Source organism: Geodermatophilus sp. SYSU D01119 (genome assembly GCF_054049975.1).
In genome coordinates, this window is the sequence record NZ_JBJGYL010000008.1 from 69406 (window position 1) to 86327 (window position 16922).

Genomic DNA, 16922 nt, shown 5'->3' on the forward strand with positions numbered 1-16922 from the left:
TCCCGTCCTACGCTCGCCGCCATGTCGACGACGTCGCGCACCCGCCTGTCCGCCGGCCTCCTCGCCGGGGCGATCGCCCTCGTCCCGCTGGCCGGCTGCTCGTTCACCTCGAACGGCTTCTCCTGCTCCGGCTCGTCGTGCACCGTCACGCTGGACGGGGAGGGCAGCGAGGTGGAGATCCTCGGCACCACGGTCACCCTCGGCGGCGTGCAGGACGGCCGGGCGTCGATCTCCGTGGGCGGCGCGAGCGTCTCCTGCGGCCAGGGGGAGAGCGTCGCCGCCGGGCCGCTGCAGCTGGAGTGCACCAGCGTGACCGGCGACGCGGTCGAGCTGCGCGCCAGCCTGAACTGAGCTCAGCCCGCGTCGGCGACCTCGACGACGACCCGCACCGGGTCCTGGAGCAGGTAGACGCGGAACGGCGCCTCGGCGCGGGCGCCCACGAACGCGACCGTCGTCCCCTCGAAGGTCGCGTCGAACACCACCTCGGTGACGTTCGCCGTCCCCTGCCCGGCCACCGGGCCGCCGGCGTACTCGTCGACCCCGGTGTCGTAAGGGGTGCCGGCGCCGGTCAGCGCGACCTGGAGGACCGCACCGCCCGCCACCGCGACCGGCTCGCCGCTGCCCTGCGAGCTCGCGGCATCCACCCAGCGGACGTCCCAGCCCGGCGTCCCGGTGCCGTCGGCCTCGAGGACGACCCGGTCGAAGCCGTCGTGCCGGCCGGTGCGGATGCCGGTGACGGTCACCTGCGCGCCCGCGGACGCCGCCGCGGTGTCGGGGGAGGCGTCGCCGGGGAACGAGGACCCGTCGCCACCGCCGTCGCCGCCATCGCCCTCGGACTCCTCCGGCTCCTCCGGTGAGGGCGTGGCCGCCGGCGCGTCGTCGTCGGCCGCCGGGGAGGTCGCGGGCGAGGGGGCCGGGGAGGGCGCCGCCGACGACGTCGAGGTCGAGGTCGCCGAGGCGGCCGGGCCCTCCTCGTCCCCGCAGCCGGCGACGAGGAGGGCCGCCGACAGCGCGGCGCACACGGGCAGCAGGGCACGACGGGTCACCCGGGGAGCGTCGCAGCGCGGCCGCGCCTCCCCCCGCAACGGCGCGCCGACACCCCCGGACCGGGGTGGTGTCGGACCCCCCGCGGGGGCCATGTATCGTTCTCCCTGCCCCCGGCGAACGAGCCCCCATCGTCTAGCGGTCCAGGACGCCGCCCTTTCAAGGCGGTAGCACGGGTTCGAACCCCGTTGGGGGCACAGCACCACCAGCAGTACCAGCACCACCAGCAAGGCCCTGTAGCGCAGTTGGTTAGCGCGCCGCCCTGTCACGGCGGAGGTCGCGGGTTCGAGTCCCGTCAGGGTCGCTTCCCCGGTGGAACGTCACCGGGAGGGGCAGGTAGCTCAGTCGGTACGAGCGCTCGCCTGAAAAGCGAGAGGTCGGCGGTTCGACCCCGCCCCTGCCCACACTCTCTCCCCGGACGGTGCCGGTGGTCGTCGAGCGATCCGACCCGGCCGCCGATCCCGCGCTCGCCGCCCGCCTGCTCGAGGTGCAGCACGCCGCCTACGCCGTCGAGGCGCGGCTGATCGGCGACGACCGCATCCCCGCCCTGCACGAGGACCTGCCCGCGCTGGTCGGCGCCGGACTCGACTGGCTCGTCGCCCGCGACGGCGCGACCGTCCTGGGCGCCCTCGGCCTGCGCGCCACCGACGGCGAGGTCGACGTCGACCGGCTCGTCGTCGACCCGGCGCACGCGCGGCGCGGGACCGGGCGCGCCCTCGTCGCGGCCGTGCTGGCCGGGGCGGCCGGACGGCGGGTCACGGTCTCCACCGGGCGGGACAACACCCCGGCGCGGCGGCTGTACGCGCAGGCCGGCTTCCGCGGGACCGGTGAGCGCGAGGTGCTGCCGGGCCTGTGGGTGGTCGACCTGGAGTGGCCGGCCTAGACGCCGACGGCGCGGTCGGCGAGCACCTGCTCGTAGACCTGCTCGTGCACGGCGCGCACCGCCGCCCGCTGCTCCGCCCGCCACGCGCGGTCGGCCGGCCGGGGCATCGGCCGGGTCAGCGCCGCGCCGACCGCCGCGTTCAGCGACACGGGGTCGAAGCCGTGCTCCTCGTCGTTGCCGTAGACGACGACGTCGGACCACTGGTCGGCGAACCAGCCGCAGCTCGGGGCGACGACGCGCGTGCCGACGTCGCGGCAGACCTCCAGGTCCCGCGAGTGCGTGCCGCAGCGCTCGGGCAGGACGGCGACGTGCAGCTCCTGCAGCTGCCGCGCCCACAGCGCCGGGTCGCGGACCACCACCTCCAGTCCCTCGGCGCCGGCGAGCTCGCGCCCGCCGGGCAGCTCCTGGCCCGGCTCGAGGAACACCCGCAGCCGCCCGCCGCCGGACACCGCGCCCGACAGTGCGGCACGCACCATGGCCGCCGGGTCGGGCACCGCCGTGCCGGGCGTGCCCAGCGCCAGGCCGACCAGGCCGCGCTCCGCGCCGGTGTCGGGGTCGGCCGCGGCCACCGACGGGTGCGCGACCACGATCGCGGTCCGGCCGAAGCGGTCGGCGATCTCGTCGGCCGCGCCGGGCGTGAGGGTGAACACGACCTCCGCCGTCGCGAGCAGCGCGGCCAGGTGCGCGTCGTGCCGGTGGCGGGTGGGCTGCGCCGGGTCGCGCAGCTGGTGGACGGTCACCACCAGGGGCACCCCGGTCCGGCGCAGCGCCTCGGTCCAGCTGACGACCTCGTCCTCGGGCAGGTGCCCGTAGCCGGTGTGCACGTGCACGACGTCGACGCGGTCGGCCCAGGCGGTCAGGTAGGCCGGGTCCAGCCACGGGCTGGGGTCGTGGTCGGGTCCCACCGGCACGGCGGTATCCGGCAGCACCGCGTCGACGTAGGGGTCACGGTGCGGCACCGTCGCGAGGCGGACCCGCGCACGCGAGGCGGACGGGGGCAGAGCGGGGATCACTCGGGTGCGCACTCCTCCTGCGGTCGAGCACTGCGACGGCAGGGGCGGTGCTCCTCGATGAACTCCGGCGGTTCCGATACCCAGGATGGTGCCGCACAACCGTGTGCGACCTCACCGGGTGGCCCGCGTCACTCCTCCGGAGGACCCCGGCGGGCCTCCTGGGCGGCGGCGTACGCGGGCGCCCGGAACCGGGCCATCGGCCCGTCGGCCAGCAGGCCCGGCGGCGGGTTGCGGACGGCGTCGAAGCGCAGGTCCGGGTCGACCTCGTCGCGCGGCGCGGTCATCAGCAGCCGGCCGAAGGGCACCCAATCCCCCGCGCCGCGGGCGGCCATCAGCCGGAACGCCGTCCCCGGCGCCGCGGCGGCCACCGGGCCGGGGTCGGAGGGCAGCGCGACCGGCCCGTCCGGGACGGCGGCCAGCCGGACGGTGCCGGTGGCGCTGCGGTAGCCCATCAGCGAGGTGTAGGCGGCCGCGGCGTCGGTGCGCGGGACCGGCAGGAAGCGGGTCCGCCGCCCGCGGCCGGTGGTCGACAGCAGGAGGTCCACCGGGCGGTCGCCGTCGGGCACCCTCACGGCGAGGCCGAGGAGGTCCGGCAGCGGGGCGGGCAGGCCCGCCCCGCGGGAGAACCGGACGACGGCGGGCTCCCGGGCCGCCTCCGCCAGCCAGGGCACCCCCCAGTCGGCGGGCCCGCCGGACCGCTCCAGGACGGCGTCGAGCACGGCGCCGCGCGGGTGCATCGGCTTGCCCTGCCGCCGCCGCGCGAGGGCACCCAGCGGCACCGCCACCAGTCGTCCGGCGAGGGTCGCTGCGTCTGCCACGGCGGCTCCCTACCCGTGCCCGGAGGGACGGAACGGATCCGTGCGCCTCGGCAGGACCTGCCCGTGTCGGGCGGGATGTCCGTCGCTCCTTGCCCTGTGGTCCGGACCGGTCCGGTGCCTACCGTCGGGAGGTGCTCACGACGCTCCTGGTCATCGGCGGGGTCCTCCTCGGGCTGGTCGCCCTGCTCGCCCTGATCGTCGGCCTGAGCGCCCGCCCCGCTCCCCGCACCGACCGCCGGCCCGCCGGCTGGGTCGCCGACGCGGGACGGCCGCACCCCGACGCGTGGTCGCCGCTGACCAGCACGACCACCTCGGAGATCCCGCCGGTCCGCTGACCGGCCCCCGATCCGGCGTCCCGGCGGCTGCGGCCAGCGCGCCGCCGGGACGACCCGTCACCCCCGCCGGCCGACCGGCTCCCACTCCGACTCGGCGCGCAGCACCGGCTTGAGCACCTTGCCGCCGGGGTTGCGCGGCAGCACCGCCGAGCGCACGGACACGAACTGCGGCACCTTGAAGTCGGCCAGGTGCGCGCGGGCGTGCCCCATGAACGCCTCGACGTCGAACGCGGTGCCCGGGACCGGGACCACCACCGCGCCGACCTTCTCCCCCATCACCGGGTCGGGCACCCCGACGACGGCGATCTCGAACACGCCCGGCGCGGCCGCCAGCGCGTTCTCCACCTCCACGCAGTACACGTTCTCGCCGCCGCGGTTGATCATGTCCTTGGCGCGGTCGACGACGTAGGTGAAGCCGTCGTCGTCGATGCGGGCGAGGTCGCCGGAGTGCAGCCAGCCGCCGGTGAACGCCTGGGCGGTGGCCTCGGGCTTGTTCCAGTAGCCCTGCACCACGTTGGCGCCGCGGATGAGCAGCTCGCCGACGCCGGTGGCGGGGTCGACGCCCTCCAGCCGCAGGTCGACCACCGGCGCGGGGAAGCCCACCGAGTCGGCGTGGGTGCCGGCGTACTCGTGCGGCAGGAACGTCGAGATCGACGAGGTCTCCGACAGCCCGAACCCGTTGCCCACCTGCGCCGAGGGGAACGCCTCCTTGATGCGGGCGACCAGCTCCGGGGCGATCGGCGCCCCGCCGTAGGTGGCGAACCGCACCCCACTGACGTCGGTGTCCGCGAAGGCCGGCTGGTTGACCGCCAGCCAGAACACCGCGGGCACCGAGGTGACGACGGCGATCCGCTCCTCCGGGATGACCTGCAGGAACCGGCCCACCTCGAACGCCGGCATCACCACCGCGGCCGCGCCGCTCTGCAGCGCCGGCAGCAGCTGGCTGTTGCAGCCGGTGACGTGGAACAGCGGCACGCTGACGAGGTTGCGCAGCGACGGGTCGTCGCGGCCGAGGCCCACCACCCGGCGGGCGTTCTCCGTGTTGGTCAGGAAGTTCTCGTGGCTGGTCATCGCGCCCTTGGGGAACCCGGTGGTCCCCGAGGTGTAGAAGATCGCCGCGAGGTCGGAGAGCGCCAGCCCCTCCTCGGCGTGGGGGTCGCCGTCGGGCAGCGGGGTACCCGGCTCGAGCACCACCCGCGCGCCGCTGTCGTCGACGACGTACTGCGCCTCGGCGTCGGTGAAGCGGGTGTTCACCGGCACCGCCACGCCGCCGGCGAGGAGCGTGCCGAAGAAGCCCAACACCCAGTCCGCGCCGTTGCCCAGCCGGATCGCCACGCGGTCGCCGCAGCCCACGCCGGCCGCGCGCAGCCCGCCGGCCACCCGCGCGGCGCGATCCCAGAGCTCCCGGAAGGTCAGCCGCGGTCCGTCGACCTCGACGACGGCCTCGCCGCCGGGGTCCCGGTCGACCGAGGCCCGCAGCATCGCCACCACGGAGTCGGGCAGGTCGGTGTAGTGCTTGGTGCCGCCGGCGTCGCGCTCGACCCCTGACTCGTCGAAGGGGTGCAGCGTCATCTCAGTACGCCCCCACGTTCTCGAAGTACCGGCGCGGGACGTCCACCAGCATCGTGGTGATCTGCTCCTCGGTCACCCCGTGCTCGCGCAGGTAGGGGAGCACGTCCTCGTGGATGTGCGTGTAGTGCCACTGCGGCAGCAGGTCCATGACGCCGGGGGCCAGCCAGTCGATGTAGCAGGAGGCGTCCTGCGAGAGCACCATCTGGCCGGCGAAGCCGCGGCGGCACATCTCCACCACGATGTCGGCGCGCGCCTCGAAGGTCGTGTCCAGGTTGATCCCGAAGCGGTCCATGCCGAGGACGAAGCCGGCCTCGGCCAGCTCGGTCAGGTGGTCGGCGTCGGTGGTGTCGCCGCTGTGGCCGAGCACCACCCTGCGCGGGTCCACGCCCTCGTCGTCGAACACCCGCTGGACCGCCAGGCCCTGCCGGCTCCCCGGGTGCGTGTGCACGGTGATCGGGGCCCCGGTGGCCCGGTGGGCCCTGGCGACGGCGCGCATGACCCGCTCCACCCCCGGGGTCAGGCCCTGGTGGTCGATGGCGCACTTGAGGAAGGCCGCCCGCACCCCCGTGCCCGCGATCCCGTCGCGGATGTCCCCGACGAACATGTCGACCATCGGGTCGGGGACCTCCGCGCCGACGGCCTGGTTGAGCGCCGGGCCGCGGTAGTGGAAGAAGAACGGGACGTCGTCGTAGGTGTAGCAGCCGGTGGCGACGACGATGTTGAGGTCCACCTGCTCGGCGATCCGCTGGATGCGCGGGATGTAGCGGCCGAGGCCGATCACGGTCGGGTCGACGATGGTGCGTACGCCGGTCCCGGCCAGCTTCCCCAGCTTCTGCACCGCGTCGGCGACGCGGTCGTCCTCGCTGCCCCACTCCTCGGGGTAGTTCTGCTGCACGTCGGCGTTCAGCACGAAGACGTGCTCGTGCATGAGCGTCGGGCCGAGCTCGGCGGTGGCGACGGGGCCCTTCACCGTCTCGACGATGGGGCCGGTCTGCGCCTGGGGCACGTGTCCTCCTCGCGGTCCGCCCGCCGGCGCCGGTGCCGGAGGGCAGGGGCGAAGCTATCGGTCGTGTGACCGGCGTCGCACCGGGTCAGGCCATCAGCTCGGCGGCCCGCTCGCCCACCATCACGGCGGTGGCGGCGGGCCCCCGGGTGGGCACCTCGGGGAGCACCGAGGTGTCGGCCACCCGCAGCCCCTCGACCCCGCGCACCCGCAGGTGCTGGTCGACGACGGCCCCGGGGTCGTCGTCGGGGCCCATCCGCGTGCCGCCGGTCAGGTGGACCGCCGTGGCCAGTTCGGAGCGGACCCAGCCGTCGAGGGCGTCGTCGTCGGCGAGGACGGCGTCGTCCGGGCCGGGGCGGGCGGCCACCAGCGGGGCCAGGGCGCGGGTGCGCAGCAGGGCGCCGGCCAGCCGCACCGCCTCGCGCAGCCGCCGCCGGTCGGCGGCCGTGGCGAGGTAGCGGTGCTCGATCCGCGGCGCGGCCGCCGGGTCGCCCGGGGCGAGCGTGAGCCGGCCCCGGCTCTGGCCGCGGTAGGGACCGGCGGCCAGCGACAGCGTGACGTCGTCCCCGCCACCCCCGGGCACGACCCGGCCCCACGGGCGGAGCCAGGGCAGCACCTCGAGGTCGCCGGGCACCGGGGAGTCCGACGACGTCGCGTGCAGCACCGAGTGCAGCGGCAGCGGCCACTCGCCCTCGGGCAGGCCGGCGACCGGCACCCAGGGCAGGTGGACGAGCGGGTGGTCGGAGAGGCCGGCGCCCACGCCCGGCGCGTCGACGGCGACGTCGACCCCGGCCGCCCGCAGGTCCGCCGCGGGTCCGATGCCCGAGAGCAGGAGCAGGTGCGGCGAGCCGACGGCGCCGGCGGCCAGCACCACCTCCGCGGCGCGGACGGGCCCGGCGTCGGTGTCGACGCCGACGGCGCGGCACCGCTCGAGGAGCACCCGCCGCACCCGCACCCCGCCGCGCACGGTGAGCAGGGGCGACCCGCGGCGCGGCGACAGGTAGGCCATGGCTGTGTTGACCCGCACGCCGCCGTCGACGGTGAAGGGCACCGGCCCGTACCCGGGCGGGCCGCCCGCGTTCTTGTCCGGCTCCTCCGGCACGCCGAGCTCGGCAGCCGCGGCGGCGAGGGCGTCGGGGAGCGGGCCGCCGGACTGCGGGCGGGTGACCGGCAGCGGCCCGCCCGAGCCGTGCCCGGGCCGGTCGCCGTACTGCCGGTCGTCCTCCAGCCGGACCCAGGCCGGCAGGCACGCCTCCAGGCTCCACAGGTCGTTGCCCGCGGCCGCCCAGCCGGCGTGGTCGGCGGGGGTGGCGCGCACGAAGTAGCCGCCGTTGACGGCGCTCGACCCGCCCACCCCGCGCCCGCGGGGCAGCGGCACCCGGTTGCCCGGGACGAGCTCGGTGGTGAACGACCAGTTGGCCGGGTGCCCGGGGACGGTGGCGCCCAGGGTGGCGGCGTCGCGCAGGTCGGCCGGGAAGTCGGCGGGGCGGGCGTGGTCCGCGCCGGCCTCGAGCAGCAGCACGCGGCGGCCGGCGTCGGCCAGGCGGGCGGCCAGGGCGCAGCCGGACGAGCCGGCGCCCACCACCACGACGTCCCAGCTCACAGGCCGAGGGCTCCCGGGATGTCCAGCCGGCGCACCTTCCCGGTGGAGGTGCGCGGCAGCTCGCCCACCGGGTGCAGGCTCTTGGGCCGCTTGGCCGGCGCCAGCCGCTCGCGGGCCCACGCCCCGAGCTCGGCGGGGTCGGCGGTGCCCACGTAGGCGGCCACCACCCGCTGGCCCCAGTCCTCGTCGGGGACGCCGACCACGGCGCTCTCCACCACGCCCGGGTGCGCGTCGAGGACCGCCTCCACCTCCGCCGGGTAGACGTTGACCCCGCCGGAGATGACCAGGTCCTCGCGGCGGCCGTCGAGCCAGACGGTGCCGTCGTCGTCGACCCGGCCGAGGTCGCCGACGGTCACCCGGTCGCCGCGCCAGGCGGCTGCGGTCCTGTCCGGCGCCCGCCAGTACTCGAAGCGGGCCCACCGCGGGACCGCGCACCACAGCTGGCCGCGCTCGTCGGTCTCCAGGCGCCGGCCGGGCCGGGCGCGTCCGACGCTGCCGGGGTGCGCCAGCCAGTCCTCGGGCGGGCACACGGTGAACTGCGCCTCGGTGGAGCCGTAGAACTCCCAGACGCTGCCCGGCGGCAGCGCGTCGAGCACCGCCCGCTTGAGCGGCTCCGGGCAGGGCGCGCCGGCGTGCACGAGCCGGCGGAAGGAGGACCAGTCGACGTCGTCGCGCGCCACGAGCCGGCGCAGGTGCGTGGGGACGCAGAAGGTCGTCGTCGGGGCGAGCGTGCCGATCGCGGCGGCGGCCCGCGCGGCGTCGAACGGGCCGGGCAGCAGCACCTCGCCGCCGGCCAGCAGGGTGTGCACGGCGAAGCGCAGGGGTGCGGAGTGGTGCAGTGGGGAGAGCACCAGGTGGCGGTCCGCGGCGGTGAAGCCCCAGAGGCCGATCTCCTCGGCGGCCAGGGCCCGGGCGTCGCCGTCGTCGAGGACGCCGGACCACACGCCCTTGCGCCGGCCGGTGGTGCCTGACGTGTAGTGCATCGGCCGGGCCAGCGGCACGTCGGCGAGGCCGGTCTCGTCGTCCCCGAGCAGCTGCTCCGGCGCACCGGCCACGTCGAGCGCGCAGTCGGCGTCGTCGGCCAGCGCCGCCCGCTCGGCGGCGGGCAGCGCCGGGTCGAGGACCACGGGCACGATGCCGCTGCGCAGCGCCCCGAGGACGACGGCGAGCAGCGCGGGCGAGGCCGCCGCGGACACCAGCAGCCGGTCGCCGGGGCGCAGGCCGGCCGAGCGCAGGGCCGCCGCGGCGCGCCGCTGGTCGCGCTCGCTGTCGGCGGCCCGCACGACCGCGGTCACGGCAGGCGCACCCGGTCGCCGTCGACCACCACGTGCCCCTCGGCGGCGAGCTTGGCCAGCGTCGCGCGGGTCGACTGCCCGGCCGCCGGCCACAGCGCCCGCGGCACCTCGGCGTACACGTCGGCCACCAGTGCGTCGACCGTGCCGGCGCCGCGCACGAGCGCGGCGAGCAGCTGCGACTCGCGGAAGGCGCGGTGCGCCAGGTAGAAGTCCAGGACGGCGCCCGGGTCCTCGGTGAGCTCGGGGCCGTGCCCGCAGTACAGCGCGCTCGGGCCGAGGTCGTGCACCCGGCGCAGCGACTCGAGGTAGGCGACGACGTCGCCCTCGGGATGGGTGACCACCGACGTCCCGCGGCCGAGCACGTGGTCGCCGACGAGCACCGCGCCGGACTCCAGCCGGAAGGCCAGGTGGTCGGCGGTGTGCCCCGGCGTGGCGACGACGCCGATCGCGGTGCCGGCCAGCGCCAGCCGCTCCCCCGGCTCGAGGACCCGGCCGCGCGGGCCGGCCACCGCGGCGTCGGCGGCGGCCACCGGGGCGCCGAACCGCGCGCCCCACGGCTGCGCGGCCTCGGCGTGGTCGCCGTGGTGGTGGGTGACCAGGACGGCGACGCAGCGGGCGTCGCGGGCGGCCAGCGCCTCCTCGACGGCAGCCAGGTGCGCCGGGTCGTCCGGGCCCGGGTCGACCAGCACGGCCTGCCCGCTGCCCGGCGCGCCCACCAGGTAGGTGTTGGTGCCGTCGAGGGTCATGCCCGAGGGGTTGGGCGCCAGCACGCGGGTGACCAGTGGCTCGAGGTCGGCCGTCCGCGGCATGGCGCCGGGGGCGGGGAGGTCCCATGTGACACGGGGGTCTGCCGGGGCGCGCACGTCCGGCACGCTAGCCGCAGCGCCCGGGACCGGCGCCGGGCGGCGGCTAGCCTCCGGACATGCGTTCCCTGACCCTCCTGTCCCGCTCCGCCCTGGTGGTCACCGCCGCGGCCGTCCTGACCGCCTGCGGTGGGTCGGACGAGGGCTCCTCCGACTCCGCGTCGTCCTCGAGCAGCAGCTCCAGCGCCTCGTCGTCGGCGCCCGAGACCAGCAGCGCGGCCCCGAGCTCGGCCAGCGACGACCCCGCCGTCCAGGCCTTCTGCACGCAGGTCGCGCAGTTCAGCGACCTGGGCAACCAGCTCGGCACCGCCTCCCCCGAGCAGCTGCCCGGCCTGCTGCAGCAGGCCGCCGCGGCGTTCGACAGCGTCGAGCCGCCGGCCGAGATCGCGTCGTCCTGGCAGGTGCTGGGCGACGGCGTGCAGCAGTTCGCCGACACCGCCGGCTCGGTCGACCTGGGCACCCCCGAGGGCCAGACCCAGCTGCAGACCGCCGCCCAGGACTTCCTCGGCATCGCCAACGGCCCCGACGGCACCGCCGTCCAGGAGTTCGGCGCCGCCAACTGCGGCGAGACCGCCCCGACCACCTGAGGGAGGACCACCCTTCACCCCACACCTCGCTCCGTTCGGCGCGGGCCCCTGAAGGGCGGCCGTTCCATCCCCTCACCGACGGCCCGTCCCCTCCTGCAGGGGGCGGGCCGTCGTGGTGCCGGGGTCAGCAGCCGCTGATGCTCACGCCGCGGGCGCGCAGCCACGGGACCGGGTCGACCTGGCCGCTGTGCATGGCGCCCGAGGGGTGCACCTCGAAGTGCAGGTGCGGGCCGGTCGACTGGCCGCGGTTGCCCACCTCGGCGATCAGCTCTCCGGCGCTCACCCGCTCGCCGGGCCGTACGTACTCGGCGTTGAGGTGGCCGTAGACGGTGACCGCGCCGTCGTCGCCCCGGATGTAGACGGCCAGGCCGAAGCCGGTGGCCGGGCCGGTGCGGGCGACGGTGCCCGAGGTGGCGGCGTAGATCGGCGTGCCGATGGGGGCGGCGATGTCGACGCCGCCGTGCAGGGCGCCCCAGCGCCAGCCGTAGCAGCTCGACGTCCGCCCCGAGGTCGGCTTGACGTAGCCCGACCCGCCGACCGCGCCCGCCGTGCCGGAGGACGAGGTGTTCCGGGCGGCGGCGGCCGCGGCGGCGGCCTCCTGCGCCGCCCGGGCGGCGGCCGCGGCCGCGGCGGCCTCCTCGGCCGCCTTCTGCCGCTGCCACTCGGCGTAGGCGTCGCGGGCCCCCTGCAGCTGCAGGAGCTGGATCTGCGCGGCCTGCAGCTGCTGGTCCAGCGCGGCCTTGTTGGCCTGGGCGGTGGCGACGGCGCCCTGCTGCGCGGCCACCTGCGCGTCGGCGGCGGCCTTGGCGTCGGCGGCCTGCTCCTCGGCGGCGGCCATCGCGTCGCGGGTCACCCGGGCCGAGGACTCGGCGTTGGCCTGCCGCACACGGGCGACCTCGAGCTCCTCGAGGACGTCGACCTGCGTGTCGGCCACGTACTCGAGCATCGCGGCGCGCTGGACGAGCTCCCCCGGGCCGGCGGAGTCCAGCAGCGCGGCGGCGGTGGTGAGGGTGGCGCCGTTGACGTAGCTGTCGCGGGCGAAGCCGCCGATGCGCCCGATGGCGGCCTCGACCGCGTCGGCGGCGGCTCGCAGGTCCGCGGCGGCCTGGTCGGCGGCGGCCTGCGCCAGGGCGAGGGCCTCCTCGGCGGCCTCGTAGGCGACGCCGGCGGCCTCGGCCTGCACGGCCAGGCGGTCGAGCTCGGTCTGGGCCAGGGCGACCTCGGCCTGCAGCCGGCCGACCTCCGCGGCCGCGGCGTCCTGGGCGGCCCGGGCGTCGGCGAGCTGGCCGTCGGTCGGGTTGGGCGGGGGCGGGGGCACCGCCAGCGCCGGCCCCGCACCTCCGACGAGGACGGCGCCGGTCAGCAGGCCGGCCAGGGCGACCCGCAGGCCCCGCCGCCGTGCGCGGGCACCGGCGCGGCCGGGGGGCCGCCGGCCGGAACGGCACTGCAGCATGGAGCACTCCCTGGGGAAGAGGGACGGAGGAACGGCAGAAGCGTCGCGCCGTCACCGTGCGTCACACGAGCAACACGCGGCACGGGTGCCACATCGTGACGAGGGAGCACCCCGACCGGCTCCCGTTCCGTCACATGTCGACATCCGCGCCGCCGTGCCCCCGGTGCCGGACGGCCCCGTTCCGCCGCCCGCCGCGCGTCTAGGCTCGCCGCCGTGGACGTCCTCGCCTCCGGCGCCGAACAGGTGGTCTTCTGCTCCGACCCGGGCTCCGGCCTGCGGGCGGTGATCGCCATCCACTCGACCGCGCTGGGCCCCGCCCTCGGCGGCACGCGGTTCCACCCGTACGCCTCCGAGGACGAGGCCGTGGCCGACGCGCTGCGGCTGGCGAGCGCCATGGCCTACAAGAACAGCCTGGCCGGGCTCGACCTCGGCGGCGGGAAGGCCGTGATCATCGGCGACCCGCGCACCGACAAGACCGAGGCGCTGCTGCGCGCCTACGGCCGGTTCGTCGAGTCCCTCGGTGGGCGCTACCTGACCGCCTGCGACGTCGGCACCACCAACGCCGACCTCGACATGGTGGCCCGCGAGACGCGCTTCGCCCACGGCCGCTCCGAGGTGTACGGCGGCTGCGGCGACTCCTCGGTGCTCACCGCGTTCGGCGTCTTCCAGGGCATGCGCGCGGCCGCCCAGCACCGCTGGGGCGCCCCCACGCTCGCCGGGCGCACCGTGGCCGTGGCCGGCGTCGGCAAGGTCGGCAGCTGGCTCGTGGACCGGCTCGTGGCCGACGGCGCCGACGTCGTCGTCACCGACGTCGACCCCGACGCGGTCGCGCGCGTGCACGCCCGCCACCCGGGCGTGCAGGTCGCCGCCGACACCGCCGCCCTGGTGCGCACCCCGGCCGACGTCTACGCGCCCTGCGCCCTCGGTGGCGCGCTGGACGACGAGACGGTGGCCGTGCTCGGCGCCGAGATCGTCTGCGGCGGGGCGAACAACCAGCTGGCCCACGACGGCATCGCCGCCCAGCTGGTCGAGCGGGGCGTCCTGTACGCCCCCGACTACCTGGTCAACGCCGGGGGCGTCATCCAGGTCGAGGACGAGCGGCACGGCTTCTCCTTCGCCCGCGCCGAGGCGAAGGCGGCGGGGATCTTCGACGTCGCCCTGCGGGTGTTCGCGGCCGCCGAGGCCGAGGGCGTCTCCCCCGCCGTGGCGGCCGACCGGCTCGCCGAGGAGCGGATCGCCGCGGTCGGCCGGTTGGCCACCATCCGCCTGCCGCGCTGATCCCGGGCGGGCGTGTCCTGTACCACGGCCCCGGTCGGGGGACGGGGGAGGGAGGACCCGTGCCCGAGTCCCGTCCGTGTCGTAGTCTTGCTCAAGACACAGTTCACTCAGTCGGGGTCGCCACGCGGGCCGTCCAGCCCGTGAGCTGGGCTCCCGTTCTCCGTTATGAGGGGGTCGAGCCGATGGGGCGCGGCCGAGCGAAGGCCAAGCAGACACGCGTGGCCCGTGAGCTCAAGTACAGCTCACCCAACACCGACCTCTCCGCGCTCCAGCGCGAGCTGGCCGGTTCTCCGTCGACCTACACCGCCCCGGCGGCGAAGGACGACGACGATGACGACGACGAGTTCGTCGACCGATGGGCCGACGATGCCGACGACGACGACTGGGCGGCCAGTCGCTGACGGTCGGCATCCCGCCGGTCCCCTGAGCACGCCGCACCGCCGTCCCGCCCGGGACGGCGGTGCGCGCTGCGCTCAGCGGTAGGAGCCCACCAGCCGCGCGCCGGTCCCCCCGGCGCCGACGGTGCCGGCCACCCACGCGGGGACGCCGCGCGCGGTGAGCAGGGCGACCGCGCGGTCGGCGGCCTCGGCGGCGACGGCGGCGACCATGCCGACGCCGCAGTTGAAGGCCCGCTCGGACTCCGTGCGCGGCACGCCGTGCTCCTCCAGGAGCGTCACGGCGGCCGGCAGCGCCCAGGTGCCGCGGTCGAGCACGGCCTCCAGCCCGTCGGGGACCACCCGCGCGGTGTTGCCGGCCAGCCCGCCGCCGGTGATGTGCGCGAACGCGTGCACGCCGTCGACGCCGAGCTGCTCCACGAGCGCCAGGCAGTCGAGGGCGTAGATGCGCGTGGGCTCCAGCAGCACGTCGCCCAGCGGGCGGTCGAGGCCGGCGGGGGTGGCGGCGAGGTCGAGCCCGGCGGCGGACACCACCCGGCGCACCAGCGAGTAGCCGTTGGAGTGGAAGCCGCTGGAGGCCATCGCCACGACGACGTCGCCGTCGCGCACCCGCTCGGGCCCGAGCACGCCGTCGGCCTCGACGACCCCCACTGCGGTGGCGGCGAGGTCGTACTCGTCGGCGTCCATGAGGTCGCCGTGCTCGGCGGTCTCGCCGCCGACCAGCGAGGCACCCGCCAGCTCGCAGCCGGCGGCGATGCCGGTGACGATCGCGGCGATGCGCTCGGGGACGACCTTGCCGCAGGCCACGTAGTCCTGGAGGAACAGCGGCTCGGCGCCGCAGGCCACCAGGTCGTCGACGACCATCGCGACCAGGTCGATGCCCACGGTGTCGTGCCGGTCCAGCTGCCTCGCCAGGGCGATCTTGGTGCCGACGCCGTCGGTGGAGGAGGCCAGCAGCGGGCGCCGGTAGCGCGTGGTGTCGAGCGCGAACAGTCCGGCGAACCCGCCGAGGCCGCCGACCACCTCGGGACGGCGGGTCCGCTCGACCGCCGTCCGCATGAGGGTGACGGCGCGCTCGCCGGCGTCGATGTCGACGCCGGAGGCGGCGTAGGTGAAGTCGCCCTCCCCGGGCGGACGGGTCACGGGCGGCGGAGGGCGTCGTCGGCGCCGCCGGACACCGCCGGGCTGCCGGCCTGCTGGCCGGTCCAGCCGCTGACGGAGCGCCCGGGCTCGTCGACGCGCGGCATCGGCGTGCGGCCGATCCCCTCGAGCACGTGCTTGCCGAGCACGCCCGGCTCCCCGAGCGGGATCGGGTAGGTGCCGGTGAAGCAGGCGGTGCACAGCCGGTTGACCGGCTGCTCGGTGGCCGCGATCAGGCCCTGCTCGGAGACGTAGCCCAGCGAGTCGGCGTTGATCGAGGCGCGGACGCCGTCGACGTCGAGGCCGTTGGCGATCAGCTCGGCGCGGCTGGCGAAGTCGATGCCGTAGAAGCACGGCCACTTCACCGGCGGGCTGGAGATGCGCACGTGCACCTCGATGGCGCCGGCCTCGCGCAGCATGCGGATCAGCGCCCGCTGGGTGTTGCCGCGCACGATCGAGTCGTCGACGACGACCAGCCGCTTGCCGCGGATGACGTCGCGCAGCGGGTTGAGCTTGAGCCGGATGCCGAGCTGCCGGATGGTCTGCGACGGCTGGATGAAGGTGCGGCCGACGTAGGAGTTCTTGACCAGGCCCAGGCCGTAGGGGATGCCGCTGGCCTCGGCGTACCCGACGGCGGCCGGCGTGCCGGACTCGGGCACCGGGATGACCAGGTCGGCGTCGGCCGGGTGCTCCTTCGCCAGCCGCCGGCCGATCTCGACCCGGGCGGCGTGCACGCCGCGGCCGCTGATCGTGGTGTCGGGGCGGGCGAGGTAGACGTACTCGAAGACGCAGCCCTTGGGCTCGGCCGGGGCGAAGTGCTGGCTGCGCAGGCCGTTCTCGTCGATGGCGATCAGCTCGCCGGGCTCGACCTCGCGGACCACCGAGGCGCCGACGATGTCGAGGGCGGCGGTCTCGCTGGCCACGACCCAGCCCCGCTCGAGGCGGCCGAGGACCAGCGGGCGCACGCCCTGCGGGTCGCGGGCGGCGTAGAGGGTGTCCTCGTCCATGAAGGTGAGGCTGAAGGCGCCGCGCAGCTGCGGCAGCACCTCCATGGCCGCGGCCTCGACGCTCATGTCGGGGCGGGCGGCGATCAGCGAGGTGACGAGGTCGGAGTCGGTGCTCGCCGCGAAGGCGCCGGGGACACCCGCGTCGGCGGCCCGGCTGGCCAGCTCCTCGGTGTTGACCAGGTTGCCGTTGTGGCACAGCGCGAGACCGGTGCCGGCGTCGGTGGTGCGGAACGTCGGCTGGGCGTTCTCCCAGGTGGACGAGCCGGTGGTGGAGTACCGCGTGTGGCCGACGGCGAGGTGGCCGCGCAGGCTGCCCAGCGTGGACTCGTCGAAGACCTGGCTGACCAGCCCGAGGTCCTTGTAGACGACCACCGAGGCGCCGTCGGAGACCGCGATGCCCGCCGCCTCCTGACCGCGGTGCTGGAGGGCGTACAGGCCGAAGTAGGTCAGCTTGGCGACCTCCTCCCCCGGCGCCCAGACACCGAAGACGCCGCAGGCGTCCTGGGGACCGGGAGCATGGGGGTCGAGGTCGTGCGTCAGCCGTCCGTCACCGCGAGGCACACGACCCAGCCTACCGGCAGGGGCCACGCCCGCCGGGTGGCGCGCGCCACCTACCGGCCGGGGCGGCCGGAA

At 76.5% G+C, this 16922-nt stretch carries 17 protein-coding genes and 3 tRNA genes; 9 read left to right on the forward strand and 11 right to left on the reverse strand.

Annotated elements, in window-relative coordinates:
- Window positions 1-21: 21 nt before the first annotated feature.
- A complete protein-coding gene (locus ACI79X_RS08195) occupies window positions 22-351 on the forward strand; it encodes a hypothetical protein (protein ID WP_457024926.1) in 330 nt (109 codons plus the stop codon).
- Window positions 352-353: 2 nt separating this feature from the next.
- Here ACI79X_RS08195 and ACI79X_RS08200 read toward each other — a convergent pair whose 3' ends face one another.
- Window positions 354-1046: an AMIN-like domain-containing (lipo)protein gene (locus tag ACI79X_RS08200; RefSeq protein ID WP_457024927.1), complete on the reverse strand. Its 693-nt coding sequence runs from the start codon at window positions 1044-1046 to the stop codon at window positions 354-356.
- A 122-nt stretch (window positions 1047-1168) separates the two neighbouring features.
- Here ACI79X_RS08200 and ACI79X_RS08205 point away from each other — a divergent pair.
- From ACI79X_RS08205 to ACI79X_RS08220, 4 genes are all read left to right on the forward strand, one after another.
- Window positions 1169-1241 (forward strand) — tRNA-Glu (locus ACI79X_RS08205).
- Window positions 1242-1274: 33 nt separating this feature from the next.
- Window positions 1275-1348: transfer RNA gene (locus tag ACI79X_RS08210), tRNA-Asp, on the forward strand.
- A 26-nt stretch (window positions 1349-1374) separates the two neighbouring features.
- Window positions 1375-1448: transfer RNA gene (locus ACI79X_RS08215), tRNA-Phe, on the forward strand.
- Between the two features lie 17 nt (window positions 1449-1465).
- The gene (locus tag ACI79X_RS08220; protein WP_457024928.1) at window positions 1466-1927 is read left to right on the forward strand and encodes a GNAT family N-acetyltransferase; all 462 of its coding nucleotides are present in this window, start codon (window positions 1466-1468) and stop codon (window positions 1925-1927) included.
- Here the strand turns inward: ACI79X_RS08220 and ACI79X_RS08225 are convergent.
- Window positions 1924-2952, reverse strand: coding sequence for a glycosyltransferase (locus tag ACI79X_RS08225; RefSeq protein WP_457024929.1), 1029 nt, complete (start codon window positions 2950-2952; stop codon window positions 1924-1926). The genes ACI79X_RS08220 and ACI79X_RS08225 overlap by 4 nt on opposite strands.
- Before the next feature lie 116 nt (window positions 2953-3068).
- A complete protein-coding gene (locus ACI79X_RS08230; RefSeq protein ID WP_457024930.1) occupies window positions 3069-3758 on the reverse strand; it encodes a phosphodiesterase in 690 nt (229 codons plus the stop codon).
- A gap of 131 nt (window positions 3759-3889) precedes the next feature.
- On the opposite strand from ACI79X_RS08230, the gene ACI79X_RS08235 reads away from it, so the two are divergent.
- Entirely contained in the window at window positions 3890-4093 is a 204-nt protein-coding gene (locus ACI79X_RS08235; RefSeq protein ID WP_457024931.1) for a hypothetical protein, read from the forward strand.
- A 57-nt stretch (window positions 4094-4150) separates the two neighbouring features.
- Here ACI79X_RS08235 and ACI79X_RS08240 read toward each other — a convergent pair whose 3' ends face one another.
- The 5 genes from ACI79X_RS08240 to ACI79X_RS08260 form a co-directional block, all read right to left on the reverse strand.
- Window positions 4151-5665: a class I adenylate-forming enzyme family protein gene (locus ACI79X_RS08240; protein WP_457024932.1), complete on the reverse strand. Its 1515-nt coding sequence runs from the start codon at window positions 5663-5665 to the stop codon at window positions 4151-4153.
- A 1-nt stretch (window position 5666) separates the two neighbouring features.
- Window positions 5667-6671 (reverse strand): phosphotriesterase family protein, encoded by a 1005-nt coding sequence (locus ACI79X_RS08245; protein ID WP_457024933.1) that lies wholly within the window; start codon window positions 6669-6671, stop codon window positions 5667-5669.
- Between the two features lie 85 nt (window positions 6672-6756).
- A complete protein-coding gene (mftG, locus tag ACI79X_RS08250) occupies window positions 6757-8271 on the reverse strand; it encodes a mycofactocin dehydrogenase MftG (RefSeq protein ID WP_457024934.1) in 1515 nt (504 codons plus the stop codon).
- Entirely contained in the window at window positions 8268-9566 is a 1299-nt protein-coding gene (locus tag ACI79X_RS08255) for a class I adenylate-forming enzyme family protein (RefSeq protein ID WP_457024935.1), read from the reverse strand. The genes mftG and ACI79X_RS08255 overlap by 4 nt, the downstream gene beginning before the upstream one ends.
- Window positions 9563-10429, reverse strand: a complete 867-nt coding sequence (locus ACI79X_RS08260; protein ID WP_457024936.1) for an MBL fold metallo-hydrolase — start codon at window positions 10427-10429, stop codon at window positions 9563-9565. Before ACI79X_RS08260 ends, ACI79X_RS08255 begins: the two co-directional genes overlap by 4 nt.
- A gap of 59 nt (window positions 10430-10488) precedes the next feature.
- On the opposite strand from ACI79X_RS08260, the gene ACI79X_RS08265 reads away from it, so the two are divergent.
- Window positions 10489-11016, forward strand: coding sequence for a hypothetical protein (locus ACI79X_RS08265; protein ID WP_457024937.1), 528 nt, complete (start codon window positions 10489-10491; stop codon window positions 11014-11016).
- A gap of 124 nt (window positions 11017-11140) precedes the next feature.
- On the opposite strand, the gene ACI79X_RS08270 is transcribed toward ACI79X_RS08265, so the two are convergent.
- Window positions 11141-12469: a M23 family metallopeptidase gene (locus ACI79X_RS08270; RefSeq protein WP_457024938.1), complete on the reverse strand. Its 1329-nt coding sequence runs from the start codon at window positions 12467-12469 to the stop codon at window positions 11141-11143.
- A gap of 213 nt (window positions 12470-12682) precedes the next feature.
- On the opposite strand from ACI79X_RS08270, the gene ACI79X_RS08275 reads away from it, so the two are divergent.
- Complete coding sequence (locus tag ACI79X_RS08275; RefSeq protein ID WP_457024939.1) at window positions 12683-13747, forward strand: Glu/Leu/Phe/Val family dehydrogenase; 1065 nt, start codon at window positions 12683-12685, stop codon at window positions 13745-13747.
- Window positions 13748-13929: 182 nt separating this feature from the next.
- Window positions 13930-14148 (forward strand): DUF3073 domain-containing protein, encoded by a 219-nt coding sequence (locus ACI79X_RS08280; protein WP_457025040.1) that lies wholly within the window; start codon window positions 13930-13932, stop codon window positions 14146-14148.
- 72 nt (window positions 14149-14220) lie between these two features.
- On the opposite strand, the gene purM is transcribed toward ACI79X_RS08280, so the two are convergent.
- Window positions 14221-15285 carry a phosphoribosylformylglycinamidine cyclo-ligase gene (purM, locus tag ACI79X_RS08285; protein ID WP_457024940.1) on the reverse strand — a complete coding sequence of 355 codons (1065 nt, stop codon included), beginning with the start codon at window positions 15283-15285 and terminating at the stop codon, window positions 14221-14223.
- Window positions 15282-16850, reverse strand: coding sequence for an amidophosphoribosyltransferase (gene purF / locus ACI79X_RS08290; protein ID WP_457024941.1), 1569 nt, complete (start codon window positions 16848-16850; stop codon window positions 15282-15284). Before purF ends, purM begins: the two co-directional genes overlap by 4 nt.
- Window positions 16851-16922 lie beyond the last annotated feature (72 nt).

Coding starts and splice junctions, on each gene's coding strand:
- ACI79X_RS08195 (WP_457024926.1), top strand. CDS start 22: ATGTCGACGACGTCGCGCACCCGCCTGTCCGCCGGCCTCCTCGCCGGG.
- ACI79X_RS08240 (WP_457024932.1), bottom strand. CDS start 5,665: ATGACGCTGCACCCCTTCGACGAGTCAGGGGTCGAGCGCGACGCCGGC.
- ACI79X_RS08265 (WP_457024937.1), top strand. CDS start 10,489: ATGCGTTCCCTGACCCTCCTGTCCCGCTCCGCCCTGGTGGTCACCGCC.
- ACI79X_RS08270 (WP_457024938.1), bottom strand. CDS start 12,469: ATGCTGCAGTGCCGTTCCGGCCGGCGGCCCCCCGGCCGCGCCGGTGCC.
- ACI79X_RS08280 (WP_457025040.1), top strand. CDS start 13,930: ATGGGGCGCGGCCGAGCGAAGGCCAAGCAGACACGCGTGGCCCGTGAG.